This window comes from Sphingobacterium chungjuense, from assembly GCF_011316935.1.
Classification (GTDB): Bacteria; Bacteroidota; Bacteroidia; order Sphingobacteriales; family Sphingobacteriaceae; genus Sphingobacterium; species Sphingobacterium chungjuense.
This window is the reverse complement of sequence record NZ_WLYS01000001.1, coordinates 331,088-349,430: the sequence shown is the minus strand read 5'-3', so window position 1 is coordinate 349,430 and position 18,343 is coordinate 331,088. Positions and strand designations below refer to the sequence as shown.

At 43.6% G+C, this 18,343-nt stretch carries 10 protein-coding genes; 5 read left to right on the top strand and 5 right to left on the bottom strand.

The features are described 5' to 3' along the window. Positions 1-147 precede the first annotated feature (147 nt). Entirely contained in the window at positions 148-3,957 is a 3,810-nt protein-coding gene (gene rpoB, locus GKO22_RS01545; RefSeq protein WP_166332372.1) for a DNA-directed RNA polymerase subunit beta, read from the top strand. A gap of 69 nt (positions 3,958-4,026) precedes the next feature. Beyond that, entirely contained in the window at positions 4,027-8,304 is a 4,278-nt protein-coding gene (gene rpoC / locus GKO22_RS01540) for a DNA-directed RNA polymerase subunit beta' (protein ID WP_166332371.1), read from the top strand. Between the two features lie 116 nt (positions 8,305-8,420). Here the strand turns inward: rpoC and GKO22_RS01535 are convergent, their stop codons facing one another. Together GKO22_RS01535 and GKO22_RS01530 are read right to left on the bottom strand one after the other, a co-directional pair. Further along, positions 8,421-9,065, bottom strand: a complete 645-nt coding sequence (locus GKO22_RS01535; RefSeq protein WP_166332370.1) for a beta/alpha barrel domain-containing protein — start codon at positions 9,063-9,065, stop codon at positions 8,421-8,423. A 17-nt stretch (positions 9,066-9,082) separates the two neighbouring features. Further along, on the bottom strand, positions 9,083-10,072 hold the full coding sequence (locus GKO22_RS01530; RefSeq protein ID WP_206367774.1) for a sugar kinase: 990 nt from the start codon (positions 10,070-10,072) through the stop codon (positions 9,083-9,085). 231 nt (positions 10,073-10,303) lie between these two features. Here GKO22_RS01530 and GKO22_RS01525 point away from each other — a divergent pair, with 231 nt between their 5' ends. From GKO22_RS01525 to GKO22_RS01515, 3 genes are read left to right on the top strand one after another with little or no spacing between them, the layout of a single operon-like run. After that, the gene (locus GKO22_RS01525) at positions 10,304-11,125 is read left to right on the top strand and encodes an SDR family oxidoreductase (protein WP_166332369.1); all 822 of its coding nucleotides are present in this window, start codon (positions 10,304-10,306) and stop codon (positions 11,123-11,125) included. A 13-nt stretch (positions 11,126-11,138) separates the two neighbouring features. Next, positions 11,139-12,323 carry a mannonate dehydratase gene (gene uxuA / locus GKO22_RS01520; protein WP_166332368.1) on the top strand — a complete coding sequence of 395 codons (1,185 nt, stop codon included), beginning with the start codon at positions 11,139-11,141 and terminating at the stop codon, positions 12,321-12,323. Positions 12,324-12,337: 14 nt separating this feature from the next. Next, positions 12,338-13,909 carry an MFS transporter gene (locus GKO22_RS01515; RefSeq protein WP_166332367.1) on the top strand — a complete coding sequence of 524 codons (1,572 nt, stop codon included), beginning with the start codon at positions 12,338-12,340 and terminating at the stop codon, positions 13,907-13,909. Here GKO22_RS01515 and GKO22_RS01510 read toward each other — a convergent pair. Genes GKO22_RS01510 through GKO22_RS01500 form a run of 3 tightly spaced genes read right to left on the bottom strand, consistent with a single transcriptional unit; the run spans position 13,884 to position 18,312 of the window. Then, the gene (locus GKO22_RS01510) at positions 13,884-14,924 is read right to left on the bottom strand and encodes a LacI family DNA-binding transcriptional regulator (protein ID WP_166332366.1); all 1,041 of its coding nucleotides are present in this window, start codon (positions 14,922-14,924) and stop codon (positions 13,884-13,886) included. The genes GKO22_RS01515 and GKO22_RS01510 overlap by 26 nt on opposite strands. Positions 14,925-14,963: 39 nt before the next feature. After that, positions 14,964-15,623 carry a LolA family protein gene (locus tag GKO22_RS01505; RefSeq protein ID WP_166332365.1) on the bottom strand — a complete coding sequence of 220 codons (660 nt, stop codon included), beginning with the start codon at positions 15,621-15,623 and terminating at the stop codon, positions 14,964-14,966. Positions 15,624-15,633: 10 nt separating this feature from the next. After that, complete coding sequence (locus tag GKO22_RS01500) at positions 15,634-18,312, bottom strand: FtsK/SpoIIIE family DNA translocase (protein ID WP_166332364.1); 2,679 nt, start codon at positions 18,310-18,312, stop codon at positions 15,634-15,636. Positions 18,313-18,343 lie beyond the last annotated feature (31 nt).

The window sequence follows — 18,343 nt, the reverse complement described above, 5'->3', positions numbered from 1 at the left end:
TTTAAGGTATAGACTCTGATGGATTTTCTATCAGAGTCTTTCCCTGTTTATACTATTTACCCCTCGATGTGGTGTTGTTGACTCATCGATTTTCAGGTTTTCAACAACAATGTTAGCGCAGTTTATTAAAACTAAAATCTTATTCCCTTGGCAAACAACAATATTCAAAAAGAAAGAGTGAATTTTGCTACAAGTAAGAAGGTAATTGATTATCCTGATTTCTTGGACGTGCAATTAGAATCTTTCAGGGAGTTTTTTCAACTAGAAACTACTTCTGACGACCGCCATCAGGAAGGGCTTTATCAGGTTTTCGCCGAAAACTTCCCTATTTCTGATTCAAGAAACATTTTTGTGCTAGAGTTTTTGGACTATTTCATAGATCCACCACGTTACGACATCCAAGAGTGTATCGAGCGTGGCTTAACGTACAGTGTACCTCTAAAAGCAAAATTAAAGTTATCTTGTAACGACGAAGAGCACGAAGATTTCGAGACAATTGTACAGGACGTGTACTTAGGTACTATTCCGTACATGACACCAAAAGGTACTTTCGTGATCAATGGTGCGGAACGGGTAATCGTATCCCAACTACACCGCTCACCTGGCGTATTCTTCGGTCAGAGTAGACACACAAATGGAACAAAACTTTATTCTGCTAGGGTAATTCCTTTTAAAGGATCTTGGATCGAATTTGCAACAGACGTAAACAATGTCATGTATGCTTACATCGATCGTAAGAAAAAATTCCCGGTTACCACTTTATTACGTGCTATCGGATTCGATTCGGATAAAGATATCCTAGAATTGTTCGACTTAGCGGATGAAGTTAAGGTAAGTAAATCGGGTCTTAAAAAATACGTTGGTCGTCGTTTGGCGGCAAGAGTATTGAAAAAATGGATAGAAGATTTCGTAGATGAGGATACTGGTGAAGTAGTATCTATCGATCGTAACGAAATCATCCTTGAACGTGAAACCGTACTAGAAGAAGATCACATTGAAATGATCATCGATGCTGGCGTTAAGTCTATTATCTTAGCGAAAGACGATGAGTCCAACAATGCGGATTACTCTATTATATATAACACATTACAAAAGGATACGTCTAATTCGGAAAAAGAAGCGGTGGAGCACATCTATCGCCAATTGCGTAACGCCGAACCACCTGATGAGGAAACAGCTCGCGGTATTATCGATCGTTTGTTCTTCTCAGATAAGCGTTACGATTTAGGTGATGTAGGTCGTTACCGTATCAACCGTAAATTAGGCTTATCGACTGGATCAGAAACAAAAGTATTGACCCGCGAAGACATTATCGCGATCGTAAAATACTTGATCAACCTGATCAACTCAAAAGCGGAGGTGGATGATATCGATCACTTGTCCAACCGTCGTGTTCGTACCGTAGGTGAGCAATTATACGCTCAGTTCGGTGTAGGTCTTGCTCGTATGGCACGTACTATTCGTGAGCGTATGAACATCCGCGACAATGAGGTCTTTACACCAACAGATTTGATCAACGCACGTACTTTATCGTCTGTGATCAACTCTTTCTTCGGAACCAACCAGTTATCTCAGTTCATGGATCAAACCAATCCATTGGCGGAGATCACACACAAGCGTCGTTTATCAGCATTAGGTCCAGGTGGTCTATCTCGTGAGCGTGCAGGTTTCGAGGTTCGTGACGTTCACTACACGCACTACGGTCGTTTGTGTACTATCGAAACTCCAGAGGGACCAAACATTGGTTTGATTTCATCTTTAGCCGTACACGCGAAAATCAATAACCTTGGTTTTATCGAAACTCCTTACCGTAAGGTGGATGATGGTAAAGTAGTCGTAGATCAGCCAGTAGTATATCTTTCAGCGGAAGATGAAGATGGCAAAACGATCGCACAAGCGAATGCTATCTACGATGATAAAGGTAACTTCGAAGATGCGAAAGTAAAAGCAAGATACGAGGGTGACTTCCCGATTATCGAGCCAGAGAAATTGGATTACATGGACGTTGCTCCAAATCAGATTACATCGATTGCAGCTTCATTGATTCCTTTCTTAGAGCATGATGATGCCAACCGTGCCTTGATGGGTTCCAACATGCAGCGCCAAGCGGTGCCATTGTTGCGTCCACAAGCGCCGATCGTAGGTACAGGATTAGAAGGCCGTGTGGCTTCTGACTCTCGCACCTTGATCAATGCAGAAGGAAATGGTGTCGTAGAATACGTAGATGCACAAGAGATTCAAATTCGTTACGAGCGTACCGATGCAGATCGTTTGGTATCTTTCGATGACGACGTCAAAACATATAAATTAATCAAATTCAAGAAAACCAACCAGAATACTTGTATCAACTTGAAGCCAATCGTTATCAAAGGCGAGAAGGTCGTAAAAGGACAAGTATTGTGTGAAGGTTATGCAACAGAAGATGGCGAGTTGGCATTAGGCCGTAACTTGAAAGTAGCATTCATGCCTTGGCAAGGATACAACTTTGAGGATGCGATCGTAATTTCAGAGCGTGTGGTATCGCAGGATATCTTTACCTCATTGCATATCGAAGAGTTTGAATTAGAAGTTCGTGATACCAAACGTGGTGAAGAAGAATTGACTTCCGACATCCCTAACGTATCCGAAGAAGCTACGAAAGATCTAGACGAAAACGGTATCATCCGTATCGGTGCTGAAGTCGTAGAAGGCGATATCTTGATCGGTAAGATTACACCAAAAGGTGAATCTGATCCTTCACCAGAGGAGAAATTGCTTCGCGCAATCTTCGGTGATAAAGCCGGTGATGTCAAAGATGCTTCCTTGAAAACGCCACCATCTATCAAAGGTGTGGTTATCGATACGAAGTTGTTCTCTCGTGCGAAGAAAATGTCTAAAGACATCGAAAGAAAAGCATTAGAGAAACTAGAAACTACGCATGAGAAAAACTTGCGCGTGTTGAAAGAGCGTTTGGTTGACAAATTGTTCACTATCGTGAACGGTAAAACTAGCCAAGGTATCTACAACGTGTACAAAGAGCTATTAGTAGCTAAAGGTGCGAAATTCACTCAGAAGATCTTAACTGACTTGGATTATGCGAATGTAAATCCAGCTGGTTGGACAACGGATGACGATAAAAACGATGCGATCAAAATTGCATTGCACAACTACGGCATCAAGTTCAATGAAGAGTTAGGAGCATTCAAACGCGACAAGTTTGCGGTATCTGTTGGTGATGAGTTACCATCCGGAATCGTTCAAATGGCTAAAGTTTACGTCGCTAAAAAGCGTAAGTTGAAAGTCGGTGATAAGATGGCTGGTCGTCACGGTAACAAAGGTATCGTAGCACGTATCGTACGTGATGAGGATATGCCTTTCTTGGCCGACGGAACTCCAGTGGATATCGTGTTGAATCCATTAGGTGTACCTTCTCGTATGAACTTGGGTCAGATTTATGAAACTGTTCTTGGATGGGCAGGTCAAAAACTGGGTATGAAGTTCGCCACGCCAATCTTCGACGGTGCCGAAATGGGACAGGTAGAAGAATGGGTACAAAAAGCAGATCTTCCTGCATCAGGTCGTACGTACTTGTACAACGGTCTTACAGGTGAGCGCTTTGACCAACCAACAACGGTAGGTGTGATCTACATGTTGAAATTAGGTCACATGGTTGATGATAAGATGCACGCGCGTTCGATCGGACCATACTCATTGATCACACAACAACCTTTGGGTGGTAAAGCCCAGTTTGGTGGTCAGCGTTTTGGTGAGATGGAGGTTTGGGCACTAGAGGCATTCGGTGCATCTAATATCTTACAAGAGATCTTAACCGTGAAATCCGATGATGTGATTGGCCGTGCGAAAACCTATGAGGCGATCGTAAAAGGTAACAACTTACCGACACCATCTGTACCAGAATCATTCAATGTATTGGTTCATGAGCTACGTGGTTTAGGTTTGGATATCACATTAGATTAATCAAGTAATTTGAGTTTGGGAGGTGCGAGCTTCCCAAACTTTACATACAGCTTTTAAGTTATACAACGTATGTCTTATAAAAAAGATAATAAAATCAAAAGTAACTTCACGTCGATTACGATCAGCTTAGCTTCTCCAGAGACTATCTTGGAGCGTTCTAGCGGTGAAGTAACTAAGCCGGAAACGATTAACTATCGTACCTACAAGCCGGAGCGCGATGGATTATTCTGTGAGCGTATCTTCGGTCCGGTAAAGGATTACGAATGTCACTGTGGTAAGTACAAGCGTATCCGTTACAAAGGTATCGTGTGTGACCGTTGTGGTGTAGAAGTAACGGAGAAAAAAGTACGTCGTGAGCGTATGGGACACATCAACTTGGTGGTTCCTGTGGCACACATCTGGTACTTCCGTTCTTTGCCAAACAAAATCGGTTACCTATTAGGTCTTCCAACCAAGAAATTGGATATGATCATCTATTACGAAAGATATGTGGTTATCCAAGCCGGTATCAAAGAAGATGATGGTCTTTCTTACATGGATTTCTTAACGGAAGAAGAGTACCTAGATATCCTAGATACTTTACCAAAAGAAAACCAATATTTAGATGACAACGATCCACAGAAATTTGTGGCTAAAATGGGTGCTGACGCTTTAGAAGAATTACTAAAACGTCTGGATCTTGATCAGTTGTCATACGATCTACGTCACCAAGCAGCGAACGAGACTTCACAACAACGTAAAAACGAGGCGTTGAAACGCCTTCACGTCGTAGAAGCTTTCCGCGGTGCTAACACGCGTATCGAAAACCGTCCAGAATGGATGATTGTGAAAATCGTTCCAATTATTCCACCAGAGTTGCGCCCATTAGTGCCTTTGGATGGTGGTCGTTTCGCGACTTCCGATTTGAATGATTTGTACCGTCGTGTGATTATTCGTAACAACCGTTTGAAACGTTTGATCGAGATCAAAGCACCAGAGGTAATCTTGCGTAACGAGAAGCGTATGCTTCAAGAAGCGGTAGATTCTTTGTTCGATAACTCTCGTAAGGTGAATGCGGTAAAAACCGAAGGTAACCGTGCCCTGAAATCCCTTTCTGATATCTTGAAAGGTAAGCAAGGTCGTTTCCGTCAAAACTTACTAGGTAAGCGTGTGGATTATTCAGCACGTTCCGTTATCGTCGTAGGTCCACACCTGAAATTGCACGAATGTGGTCTTCCTAAAGACATGGCTGCCGAGTTGTACAAACCGTTTATCATCCGCAAGATGATCGAGCGTGGTATCGTAAAAACAGTGAAGTCTGCGAAGAAAATCGTTGATCGTAAAGATCCGGTTGTTTGGGATATTTTAGAGAACGTATTGAAAGGTCACCCGGTATTATTAAACCGTGCACCTACGCTTCACCGTTTGGGTATCCAAGCATTCCAACCTACGTTGGTAGAAGGTAAAGCGATTCAATTACACCCATTAGTATGTACGGCTTTCAACGCCGATTTTGATGGTGACCAGATGGCGGTTCACTTACCTTTAGGTAATGCGGCAATCTTGGAAGCCCAAATCTTGATGTTGGCAGCACACAATATCTTGAACCCTGCGAATGGTTCACCGGTAACGGTTCCATCTCAGGATATGGTATTGGGTCTTTACTACATTACTAAAGGCCGTAAGACAGATGATGATCGCCGCATGAAAGGTGAAGGAACAGTGTTCTATTCTCCAGAAGAGGTAATTATCGCGTTGAATGAGAAGCAAGTTGATTTGCATTCATTCATCAAAGTGAAAACACAAATCAAAACAAAAGAAGGTAACTTCGAACAGCAAATCATTGAAACTACGGTAGGGCGTGTGATTTTTAACCAGATCGTGCCAGAAGAAGTAGGTTATATCAACGATTTGTTGACCAAAAAATCTTTACGTAACGTCATTGGCGAGATTGTAAAGAATACCGGTATGGCACGTGCGGCTAGGTTCTTGGACGATATGAAAGAATTAGGTTTCCAAACCGCTTTCAAAGGTGGTCTGTCATTTAACTTGCAGGATCTAAACATCCCAGCAGCGAAAACAGACTTGCTAGATCAAGCAACGAGCGAGGTAGAAGAAGTAATGAATAACTATAACATGGGTTTCATTACCAACAACGAGCGTTACAACCAAATTATCGATATCTGGACACGTATCAACAACCGCCTTACAGCGCACGTAATGGATATCTTGTCTAATGATAATCAAGGATTCAACTCAGTATACATGATGTTGGATTCTGGTGCACGTGGTTCCAAAGAGCAGATTCGTCAGCTATGTGGTATGCGTGGTTTGATGGCTAAGCCACAGAAATCAGGTACATCTGGTGGTGAGATTATCGAAAACCCGATCTTGTCCAACTTTAAAGAAGGACTTTCGGTACTCGAGTACTTTATCTCTACTCACGGTGCGCGTAAAGGTTTGGCCGATACGGCTTTGAAAACGGCCGATGCGGGTTACTTGACACGTCGTTTGCATGATGTTGCACAGGATATGATTGTAATTGATCAGGATTGTGGAACGTTGCGCGGTATTTACACCACGGCATTGAAAGACAACGATGATATCATCGAGCCATTGTTCGATCGTATCTTGGGTCGTACGCCGTTGAACGATGTAATACATCCGGAGACCAACGAAGTAATCGTTGCTGCCAACGAAGATATCACCGAAGAGATTGCAGAGGTGATTGAAAATGCTGGTATCGAAGGCATCGAAATCCGTTCGGTATTGACTTGTGAAGCTAAACGTGGTGTATGTGCTTGTTGTTATGGCCGTAACTTGGCGTCTGGCAAACGAGTTCAAAAAGGGGAAGCTGTTGGTGTAATTGCGGCACAATCTATCGGTGAGCCGGGTACACAGTTGACATTGCGTACATTCCACGTGGGTGGTACGGCTTCCAACATTGCTTCTGATTCAGCGATCATCGCGAAATATGAAGGTATTGTGGAGTTTGAAAACTTGCGTACCGTAGAGAAAGAAGGTGATGATGGTAAATATGATGTCGTACTAGGTCGTTCTGGAGAGATCAAAATCTTGAACGGAGAAAGACGCGTCGTATACCAACAAGTTATCCCTTACGGATCTAACTTATTTGTAAAAGAAGGTGATACAGTCGAAAAAGGCCAGAAATTGGTTGACTGGGATCCATATAACGCGGTAATTATCTCGGAGTTTGCCGGTAAAGTAGAGTTTGATGCCATCATCGAAGGGGTTACCTTCCGTGAAGAATCAGATGAGCAGACTGGTCACAAAGAGAAAGTAATTATCGAGACGCGTGATAAAACGAAAAACCCGACGATTAAAATCTTAGATTTGAAAGGCGAGATCATTCGTTCGTACAACATTCCGGTAGGTGCTCACGTTTCGGTATCTAACGGACAGAAAGTGAAAGATGGTGCGATCTTAGTTAAGATTCCTCGTTCTACAGGAAAAACGCGAGATATTACAGGTGGTCTTCCACGTGTTACGGAGCTTTTCGAAGCGCGTAATCCATCGAACCCAGCTGTCGTAACAGAAATCGACGGTGTAGTAACATTGGGTGGTGTGAAACGTGGTAACCGCGAGGTTTCTATCGAATCACGCGATGGTCAAGTGAAGAAATACTTAGTGCCATTGTCTAAACACATCTTGGTACAGGATAATGACTTTATCAAAGCAGGTATGCCACTTTCTGATGGTCAGATCTCTCCTGGAGATATCTTGTCTATCAAAGGCCCATCTGCCGTACAAGAGTACATTGTAAATGGTATCCAAGAGGTTTACCGTCTACAAGGTGTGAAAATCAATGATAAGCACTTTGAGACAATCGTTCACCAGATGATGCAGAAGGTAAATATTGAAGATCCAGGAGATACTCGTTTCTTAGAAAAAGAAGCGGTTAGCAAATGGGACTTCATGGAAGAAAACGACTCCTTGTATGACAAAAAAGTCATCGTGGATGCCGGTGATTCTAAAACCCTTCGTCCAGGTCAGATTGTGACCCTTCGTAACCTACGGGAGGAGAACTCTAGCTTGAAACGCCAGGATATGAAATTGGCGGAAGTTCGCGATGCGATTCCAGCTACTTCTAGTCCATTGTTGCAAGGTATTACGCGTGCATCCTTAGGTACTAAATCATTCATCTCAGCAGCTTCCTTCCAGGAAACTACGAAAGTGTTGAATGAGGCAGCCATCGCAGGTAAACGTGATGATTTGTTAGGATTGAAAGAAAACGTAATTGTTGGACACTTAATCCCTTCAGGTACTGGTTTACGTCAGTACAGCAACATCATCGTAGGTTCTCGTGAAGAATACGATCAGCTTTTAGCATCTAAAGAAGAAGACTAGTCTTCTTCTTTAGAATTTTGTAATTATAAATTATGAAGGCCGTGCGAAGTAAATTCGCACGGCCTTTTTTAATGCGTTTTACTGTCCTTTATAGACTAAGATGTTCGAGGAAAACTCTAGCTTTTTACTAAGCTCATCAAAGTATGGACGCGATCAACTAACCATTGATAACCGGCTTCGCTATTCTGTGGCTTTTGAAAAAGCTTAGAACCCAATCCTACCGAGAACACACCTGCTGCAAACCACTCATCAATACTTTCTTTGCTTACATCGACACCCCCGGTCGGCATAAAATGTAGATTTGGAAATAAAGGCTTGATTGCCTTGACGAATTTGGAGCCAAGGATATCACCTGGGAAAAGTTTGACCAGCGATGCGCCTAATGATTCGGCCAGAGCGATTTCTGTGGGCGTCATACAGCCCGGTATCCAGTGATGTCCTTTGGCAATAGTTTCTTGCGCAATCTCAGTAAATACAATGGGGCTAACGATAAATTCAGCACCCAATGCCAAAAAGTCCTTTGCTTCTTGTGCCGTCTTAATCGTGCCAATACCCAATGCCATATCTGGGAAATGCTCTTGCTTGTAAGCCAACAGCGTTTCGAAGTTGGCTTTTGCTTTTGCGCCGCGATTGACGAACTCAAAGACACGAATGCCACCTTGATAACAGGCTTTCAGCACATCTAAGCAAGTGTTTGGATCATCATGGTAATAGACCGGTATGGCAGGATGTTGTTGTATAAGAGAGAGTAATTTGTTCATTCTTTTAAAGGTAAAAATTAATATTTCCCGTTTCCAAAATCACCCGCTACGAAGAGTTTCTGATAGCCGGCGCCAGTCGCGATATCCGCTACCTGTTGCGGCGTTGCATCTGTCTTTAAGGCATGAATAAGTCCAGCCATAAACGCATCGCCACTACCAATGCGATCGATCACCTCATGGGTTTCATAAATCGTAGACAAGGCATCTTCCGAACGATTATGGTATGTGCCATAAAAGAGGTTATGCTGTGGGTTATCGATAAACCGGAAAGTATTAGCCACGTGTTGCACCGATGGAAATAGGGAGAAAATCTCAGCGGCAGATCGTTTGGCCGCTTCATAATAATCCACGGAGGATGTTTGCCGATCCAATGTAGGATCTACATAAGTTCCTAGCATTTTATTCGCTGCCCAGATATTGCCCATCACTACATCGCAGTAAGCCACTAAATCTGGCATGATTTCGATGGGTTCTTGGCCATATTGCCATAGTTTAGAGCGATAGTTTAGATCGACGGATATCGTGATATTACGTTTTGTCGCTTCTTTTAAAATGGGTTCGATCAGTTCGGCTACATTTTCATTCAAAGCAGGAGATAGCGCAGTCCAGTGAAACCAATCAATGCCTTCGAACAACACGTCGAAGTGGATATCTTCTAAAGTAAGCTGGCTGAAGCTAGAATAGCGTCGATCATAGATCACTTCACCTTTGCTCAATCCATTTGCCGAAAGCAAGATGTAAGAACCAATGCGATCGCCGAAGCTCAGGCTTTTACTAGTATCCACGCCCAGCATCTGCAATTGTTCTTGGATCTCTGTACTCAATAAATTATCTGGAAATGCGCTACAGTAGGCTGTCGACGTGCCCATTTGTGCTAATCCACTAGCGACGTTGGCTTCTGATCCTCCCGGAAATACCTGCAGTTGATTGCGATCTTTCTCGAAGAAACTGTTTCCGACAGCCTGAAGGCGTAAGAGTATTTCTCCGAAACAAAGTACTTTTTTCATTCGAATATCATTCAATTTATTGGTTACATACACTCCGAATATACCTCTTAATACGGATTCATGGAGCAAGGTAGACTCGCATTTTAATTGTAGTCCTTCTAATGTACAGTTTCTTTTTTACAGACGCTAGTTTACTCACTACAATTCCTCGCAAACGTTAGCGTAACTAATCCTTTTAGGAGCCGACTAATTTTAATAATATTGAAATGTTATAAACACTAAATAAACCACATGAGCATATTGGATAAGTTTTCCCTCGCGGGCAAAGTTATTGTCGTAACCGGTGCTACCGGAGTTCTCGGAAAGAGTTTTGTGCGCGCATTAGCAGAAGCAGGCGCGAAGATCGCGATCGTCGGTCGAAATGAAGAACGCGCTACAGAGCGTTTAAATTTAGTAAATAGCTTAGGAGCAGAGGGAATGATGATCGTGGCTGATGTGCTCCATGAGGATTCTATGCTAAATGCGAAGGATTTGATTGTAGAAAAATGGGGAACCATCGATGGATTGATCAATGCCGCCGGTGGCAACATTCCAGGCGCTACGATTGGCCCCGATCAAGATATTTTTGAAGCCAATATACAAGATACATTGAAGGCGGTCGAATTAAATCTTTTCGGTACCATCATTCCCACACATGTATTTGGTAAGGTGATGGCGGCACAAGGGCGTGGTAGCATTATCAATATCGCTTCGCTATCTTCTAGTCAGGCGATCAGTCGTGTGTTAGGATATACCGTCGCCAAAAATGGTGTGGTCGGTTTTACCAAATGGATGGCTTCAGAATTGGCACTTCGATATGGCGATCAACTCCGTGTCAATGCCATTGCTCCTGGAGTATTTTTGACCGAACAGAATAGAACTTTATTAACCAATCCAGATGGATCTTACACCGATCGCGCACAGAAATTTGTGAATGGTACGCCATTTTCGAGATTGGGTGATCCCGAAGAGCTCAATGGAACCTTAGTATATCTGTTAAGCGATGCATCGGCCTTTGTAAACGGTGAGACCGTGTATGTCGATGGCGGCTTTAACGCATGGTCTGGTGTATAATAGAAAAAATAAGATGCAAAAATTTGAACAAACTTGGCGATGGTACGGGCCGCAGGATCCGGTGAGCTTGCAAGACGTACGGCAAGCTGGCGCGACGGGTATCGTCACGGCATTACATCATATCGCGCACGGCGAAGTATGGCCACTAGAAGATATACAAGAACGTAAAAGTATCATTGAGGCAGCTGGCTTGGTATGGTCGGTTGTCGAAAGTGTACCGGTGCACGAAGCTATCAAAACAAAAAGAGATGATGCAGCAAAGTACATTGAAAATTATAAACAAACGCTGCGCAACTTAGCGGCTTGCGATATCCATGTCGTCACGTACAACTTTATGCCTGTGCTGGATTGGACACGTACCAAGCTAGATCTGGAAATGCCCAACGGGGCAAAAGCCTTATACTTCGATTGGGCTGATCTGGCCGCTTTTGATTTATATATCTTCCAGCGGGAGCAGGCAGAGAATGATTATCCTGAATCCGTAATCGCCGAAGCAAAGAAAAGATTCTCTACCTTCAGTGCCGCCGATGTAGAAGAATTAAAGCGCGTAATCCTCATGGGAATCCCAAGCGAGAAAGATATCTCTTTAGAAGACTTACAGCAAAATCTGATCCTATACAAGGAAATCGGACGCGCAGGTTTACTAGAAAATTTACGGTGGTTTTTGCGCGAAATACAATCGGTTTGTGAAGAGCATGGTATCAAGATGGCTATCCACCCGGATGATCCTCCGTATCCGATATTAGGGTTACCACGTATCGCTTCTGGCTTGGAGGATTACGTGAAGATTATCGAAGGAGTTAATGCCGAGTTCAATGGTGTGTGTTTTTGCACAGGCTCTTTGGGCGCTGGCGTAGAGAATGATGTTCCTGCGATAGCAAGAGCCATTAAGCATCGTGTACATTTTGCTCACTTCCGCAATGTGAAGAAAGATGCCGTTGGCAACTTTTACGAGGCCGATCATTTAGGCGGTGACGTGGATATGGCGCAAGTGCTAGACATCTTTATCGACGAAAATCAGACGCGAGCACAGCCGATTCCTTTCCGTCCAGATCATGGACATCAGATGTTAGATGATCTGCAAAAGGTAACCAATCCAGGTTATTCCGCCATCGGGCGACTGCGTGGACTGGCAGAACTGCGTGGGCTCGAAGACGGCTTGATCTATGCCAAAACTGTGAATAACACCAATAAATAAACCAAATACAAAGAATGGGGAGCAAAGTAAAAGGAAACTACAGATGGGTGATATGCGGATTGTTATTTTTCGCAACGACCATTAACTATTTAGATAGACAGGTACTGTCTCTAACTTGGAAGGACTTTATTGCTCCCGAATTTCATTGGACGAATAATGATTATGGCAATATCACCGCCTTGTTTGCTATTTTCTACGCGATCAGTATGCTACTTGCGGGGAGATTCATCGATATGGTGGGCACCAAAAAAGGATTTTTATGGGCAATCGGTGTTTGGTCTGTGGGTGCGATTTTGCATGCATTTTGTGGTATTGCAACTGCCGGGATTACGGCAGGCGAATGGTTTGTGGGTTTTGAGGGCGCTAAAGAGGCCATTGGTCATGTGCATGATTTTTCGCGCGTCGTCAATGTCAGTGTGGTGCTCTTTATCTTTGCACGTTTTGTATTAGCAGTAGGTGAGGCCGGAAACTTTCCGGCAGCCATCAAGACGGTTGCAGAGTATTTTCCTAAAAAAGATCGGGCACTTTCCACCAGTATCTTCAATGCAGGAACGACTATCGGGGCTTTAGCTGCACCATTAACGATCCCTTATATCGCAGAAGCACTGGGTTGGGAGATGGCTTTTATCATAATTGGTGCGCTGGGCTTTGTCTGGATGGGTTTCTGGATATTTATGTACGATAAACCCGAGAACAATCTCCGTGTGACAGCGGAAGAACTGGCTTATATTCAGCAGGATGAAGTTGTGGGGGAGAAAATGCTGGAACCTGATGTGATCGTAGAACAACAAAAAATCACCATTACCAATTGCCTAAAACATAGACAAACCTGGGCTTATGCGCTAGGTAAATTTATGACGGATGGCGTATGGTGGTTCTTACTGTTTTGGATGCCAGCCTATTTGAGCTCCGTTTACGGTATCAAATCTTCGGATTTCATTGGCCAGATTGCACTTTTTGTATTGTATAGCATCACGATGCTGTCCATCATTGGTGGTTGGCTACCTACATATTTTGTCGATAAATACGGTTTAGATCCGTATGCAGGCCGGATGCGAGCCATGCTCATCTTTGCCTTCTTTCCTTTAGTTGTGCTTTTCGCACAGCCGCTAGGCGAGATTTCATTTTGGTATCCTGTTTTATTGATTGGTATCGGCGCGGCAGCACATCAGTCTTGGTCTGCTAATCTTTACTCGGTGGTCGGTGATATGTTTCCTAAGCGTGCGATTGCGACCGTTACGGGTATCGGCGGCTTAGCGGGCGGAATAGGTGCTTTCCTCATCAATAAAGCATCGGGAATGTTGTTTGATTATGCAGAAAGACATTGGAGCAAGGTCAATGGTATATCGCTGCAAGAAGCGTTTCCACAATTTGAAAATATAGAGGCCGAAAAAATCTTGTTGGAACAACATGGTGTCATCAGCATCGAAGAGTTTTTGAAGCAATTGGCATCTACCGGTGATGTCGTGAGCAACGGTATTAATACGGGCTATTTAATTGTATTTTCATTCTGTGGAATTGCCTATTTACTGGCATGGACTGTGATGAAAACCTTAGTGCCTAAGATGAAGCCGGTTGAGCTGTAGTCGACTTTCGAAACACCAACATAGGATCAAGCTTGGTCGTGGTCATCACTGTTTGAAAGCGATTTTTACCGTTAATTAATTCTACCAGCTTTTCGATACCGAGCTTTCCCATTTCTAGCGCAGGTTGTACGACGGTAGATAGTGCCGGATTCAGTGAATCTGCCGCTTCCGTGTTTGAAAATCCAATCACGGCCGCCTCTTCAGGTACACGGATTTCCATCTCCGATAGGATGGCTAGCGTACTGAGTGTGAGTATGTCCGTGTTGCCCAATATCCCGATAGGTGTATCTACTTTGGAAAGTTTTTCCTGTAGCATTTCACGCAAGCTATGCACCAAATCTTGCCGCGATAATTGGTAATCGACTTCAATGATATTATCTTCTGAAAAATGAATCTGGTTGGCCAGTAACGCATTTTTGTGCCCGGCGGTACGCTTCTGGGTGACTCCCAAATCCTTGCCATTAAGCACCAAAATATGCTCTCGGCCCATATCAATCAAGTGCTGGGTAGCCGCAAATGCCCCACGCTCATTATCTACACCGATCTTATGCGTTTCTAAATCAAAATCGATCCGATCAATTAGTACAATAGGTACTTCCTGATGTACTTCCTGCAAGAATTCAACACTTGTATTTGCCGAAGGCGAAATCAGGATGCCATCAATATTCTGACTCAGGAGCGATTGCAACAATTCTATTTCTTTGTCAGCATCCTCTCGGCTTTGCATGAAGATCAGCTTATAATTGTTGCTGTAGGCTGCTTGATGCGCCCCTTCTAAGATCTGAGCCTGAAAGGGATTGGCCAAGTAAGGAATGATAATCGCTACCGTATTCGTGCGACCTGTCTTCAAGCTCTTGCCGAACATATTTGGGCGGTAATTGTGAGCTGATGCCAGTTCCTGTACTTTACGTTTTGTTTCTACACTAATCTCATGGCTATCATTGAGCGCTTTCGATACCGAGGAGACCGATAGTCCCAGCATCTTTGCCAACTCTTTTAAAGTGATATTGCCCATGTTTTTCGTTTAGAAGATATATTCAATTCAGAGCGCAGATTACCGTAAATCTACCAGCTCAAAATCCTTAAATTGATTCTTTTGAAAGGTAAACGTGCTTTGTGGAATTTTCTGATTCACGTATAAGGCATTCACCGTATATGTATAGCTGGAACTCGCTCTATCGTACACCGTGATATCATGAATATGATTATTCCCGTTGATGCGGAGCTTTATTTTAGCGTAGCTAGACGATTTATCTGTCGGTGTAAGCTGAATGGCTTTTAAAGACTGATTTCCTGCGCGCTCATCGGCTAACGCGGTGTATGTGTAGCCGGTACGGTAGAAGGTAAATAAATTTTGCGGACCGAGTGTTTCTGCACTATTGTCCACTTCGCTCACTTGGATTTCCTTGTCTTCTGGCAAGATCGACCACACCGATTTCCCATCGCTTATAATTTCCTGAGCGTTGAGCTTGATGCGGTATTTATTGCCCGCCTTTTCCAACTTCAGTGATCCACTATCGTTGTATTGTTGTCCATCCGCCTGCGTCGCTACGAAAGAAAAATCTGCCATCATAGTACGGTAGCTATCGTATTTTTTCGATACCTGATCCAAAGTTGCTTTTGCGTTGCCTGCTTTAGTTTGTGCTTTTGCTGCCGCAATAGGTAGGCACAAAAGGGCTAAAATTAGGATTCGTGTAATCGGTATAATTCTCATACTTGCTTTCTTATCTTAATGTCTCCAAATACTGTTCTAAGGAGTACTCATCCGGGTACAGCACTTCGCGTGCCTTACTGCCTTCAAATTGACCGACGATCCCAGCGGCTTCTAGCTGATCGATAATGCGGCCAGCCCGATTATAACCTAGTTTTAGTTTGCGTTGGATTAGCGATGTCGAACCTTGTTGGTGCATCACAATTAGCCGCGCTGCATCTTCAAAAAGCGCATCCCGATCAGATAAGTCGAAGTCGGCCAAACCACTGCCTTCGCCATTTTCATCGACATATTCTGGTAGATAATGCGCCGAAGGATAACCACGTTGTCCGCCAATGAAATCCGATACCTGATCTACCTCTGGTGTGTCTACAAAAGCACACTGAATCCGAATCAATTCACTTCCGGTGGCCAATAACATATCTCCACGACCAATCAGTTGATCTGCACCACCTGAATCCAGAATCGTTCTGGAATCGACCTTGGATAACACACGGAACGCCAAACGCGCCGGAAAGTTAGCCTTAATCGTACCGGTAATGATATTCACCGAAGGCCGCTGTGTCGCGATGACCAAGTGTATACCTACTGCACGCGCTAATTGAGCTAATCGCGCAATCGGTGTTTCTACCTCTTTTCCGGCTGTCATCATCAAATCCGCAAACTCATCCACAATGAGTACAATGAATGGTAAGAATCGATGACCCTCCTCAGGGTTTAATCTTCGACCCACAAATTTCGCATTATACTCCTTCAGATTGCGAACGTGACCATTTTTCAATAAATCGTAGCGCTGATCCATCTCTATACACAAGGAATTCAACGTATTGATCACCTTTTTGGTATCCGTAATGATCGCGTCATCCTCGCCCGGAAGTTTCGCCAAGAAATGGCGTTCGATCTTTTTGAACAGCGAAAGCTCTACTTTCTTGGGGTCGACCAAGACAAACTTCAGCTCCGCTGGATGTTTTTTGTATAGTAGTGAAGTCAGAATCGCATTAATTCCAACCGATTTACCTTGTCCTGTAGCTCCAGCTACCAAAAGGTGTGGCATTTTTGCTAAGTCAGCGATGTAGACTTCATTCGAAATCGTTTTTCCCAGCGCGATCGGCAGGTCCATATCTGTTTTCTGAAACTTCTCTGTTGCAATGACCGAGCGCATCGATACCATTTCGGGATTGCTGTTCGGCACTTCAATACCAATCGTTCCCTTGCCGGGCATCGGCGCAATAATACGGATACCCAAAGCGGCTAAACTTAGCGCGATATCGTCTTCCAGGTTTTTGATCCGCGAAATACGAACTCCGGGTTTCGGTATAATCTCATACAGCGTAACCGTAGGTCCGATCGTCGCTTTAATATGTTCAATCTCGATGCTGTAGTTTCTCAGCGTATCAACAATTTTATTCTTGTTGGCTTCGAGCTCTTGCTGGTTAATCGTGATCTTGCCTGTACCATAATCTTTCAGTAAATCAAGTGGAGGGTGCTGATAGCCCGACAAATCCAATTTAGGGTCGTATTCGCCAAACTGCTTCACCAAATCACTCGCTTCTACTGCTTTTTCTTCCTTTACAGCCTCTACCGTAAGCGCCAACTCTTCCTCCTCCGTTTCTTCAATTTCTACCGACAAATCTGGTTCTACCGAAAGTGCAATTGCCTCTGCTTCGTTGGCCGCCGTAATCGTTGGTTCGGGCGTATGTGTATCGACTACATCAAAAGAGATCGTGCCCGATTGTTCCTCCGATCGAAGCGTGTTTTTCTCCTTAGGTGTGCTTAATTCTGGTTCCCAAGTAGGATTCTCTTGCTGATGTTGCTTCAGGCTATCTTTCTCCACGGCATGTGCTCTCGGCTGTTGTACGATGCGCTCACCCGATATAGATCTATCTTCGATAAAGCTATTCGTGGCCGTTGGTCTATCCAATCGTTCATTATCAAGATCATGATCGGTTTCTTCTCCTTCGTCGTACTCCTCTTCTTTATGTGATCGAGCACTTTGAAAAGAAATCTTTAAATCATAGTTGTAGATCAGGATCAACGCCGCCAGCAGGACAAAAATCAAAATCCCTGCTACACCCGCCGTGCCGATCTGCAAAGTGAGGATTTGGTTGGTCCAGTACCCAAATTTGCCTTCAAGAATATGTGGTGTATCGGTGATAAAATCCTGCAAAAATCCTAACGTCAGAGAGGTAAAGATGATGGCTATAAGTGAATACAAGATGGTTTTGCCAACAGGCAATAACGCACGAAGATAAAGCAGTCGGTATCCGACTACGAATAAGATTAAAATGAATAAAAAGGACGCAACACCGAACCATTCGAAAATAAACTGATTGGCCAGTAAGGCACCAAACTTTCCGAGCTTATTTTCTATAACAGGTATTTCTAGGGCCTCGTCTAGTACTTCTTCCGAAGAGCTAAATAAAGTGTTCCAACCACCATTGGTGATGTAAATATAACTTTGATCTGCTTTCCAAGTGAAGAGGTAAGAGATAAATGCTACGGCAAAAAGTCCAGAAGTGATGAGTAAAAACAAGCCCAACACCTTCATGACTTTTTGCTGTCCTTCCGTAAAATCTATTTTACGGAAGGTATGCGTTGTCTTCTTTGGTGTGTACGAAGACGTTGTGCTTTGCGCACGCCTTGCCCCACCAGTACCCGTACTCCCACTTTTGAATGAATTTCCTTTAGCCATGTAGATGACAGTTTATGCCTTTTACAAACTT

Excerpts from the sequence above, each read along its gene's own strand:
- rpoC (WP_166332371.1), top strand. The coding sequence starts at position 4,027 with ATGTCTTATAAAAAAGATAATAAAATCAAAAGTAACTTCACGTCGATT.
- GKO22_RS01535 (WP_166332370.1), bottom strand. The coding sequence starts at position 9,065 with ATGAACAAATTACTCTCTCTTATACAACAACATCCTGCCATACCGGTC.
- GKO22_RS01530 (WP_206367774.1), bottom strand. The coding sequence starts at position 10,072 with ATGAAAAAAGTACTTTGTTTCGGAGAAATACTCTTACGCCTTCAGGCT.
- GKO22_RS01525 (WP_166332369.1), top strand. The coding sequence starts at position 10,304 with ATGAGCATATTGGATAAGTTTTCCCTCGCGGGCAAAGTTATTGTCGTA.
- uxuA (WP_166332368.1), top strand. The coding sequence starts at position 11,139 with ATGCAAAAATTTGAACAAACTTGGCGATGGTACGGGCCGCAGGATCCG.
- GKO22_RS01515 (WP_166332367.1), top strand. The coding sequence starts at position 12,338 with ATGGGGAGCAAAGTAAAAGGAAACTACAGATGGGTGATATGCGGATTG.
- GKO22_RS01510 (WP_166332366.1), bottom strand. The coding sequence starts at position 14,924 with ATGGGCAATATCACTTTAAAAGAGTTGGCAAAGATGCTGGGACTATCG.
- GKO22_RS01505 (WP_166332365.1), bottom strand. The coding sequence starts at position 15,623 with ATGAGAATTATACCGATTACACGAATCCTAATTTTAGCCCTTTTGTGC.
- GKO22_RS01500 (WP_166332364.1), bottom strand. The coding sequence starts at position 18,312 with ATGGCTAAAGGAAATTCATTCAAAAGTGGGAGTACGGGTACTGGTGGG.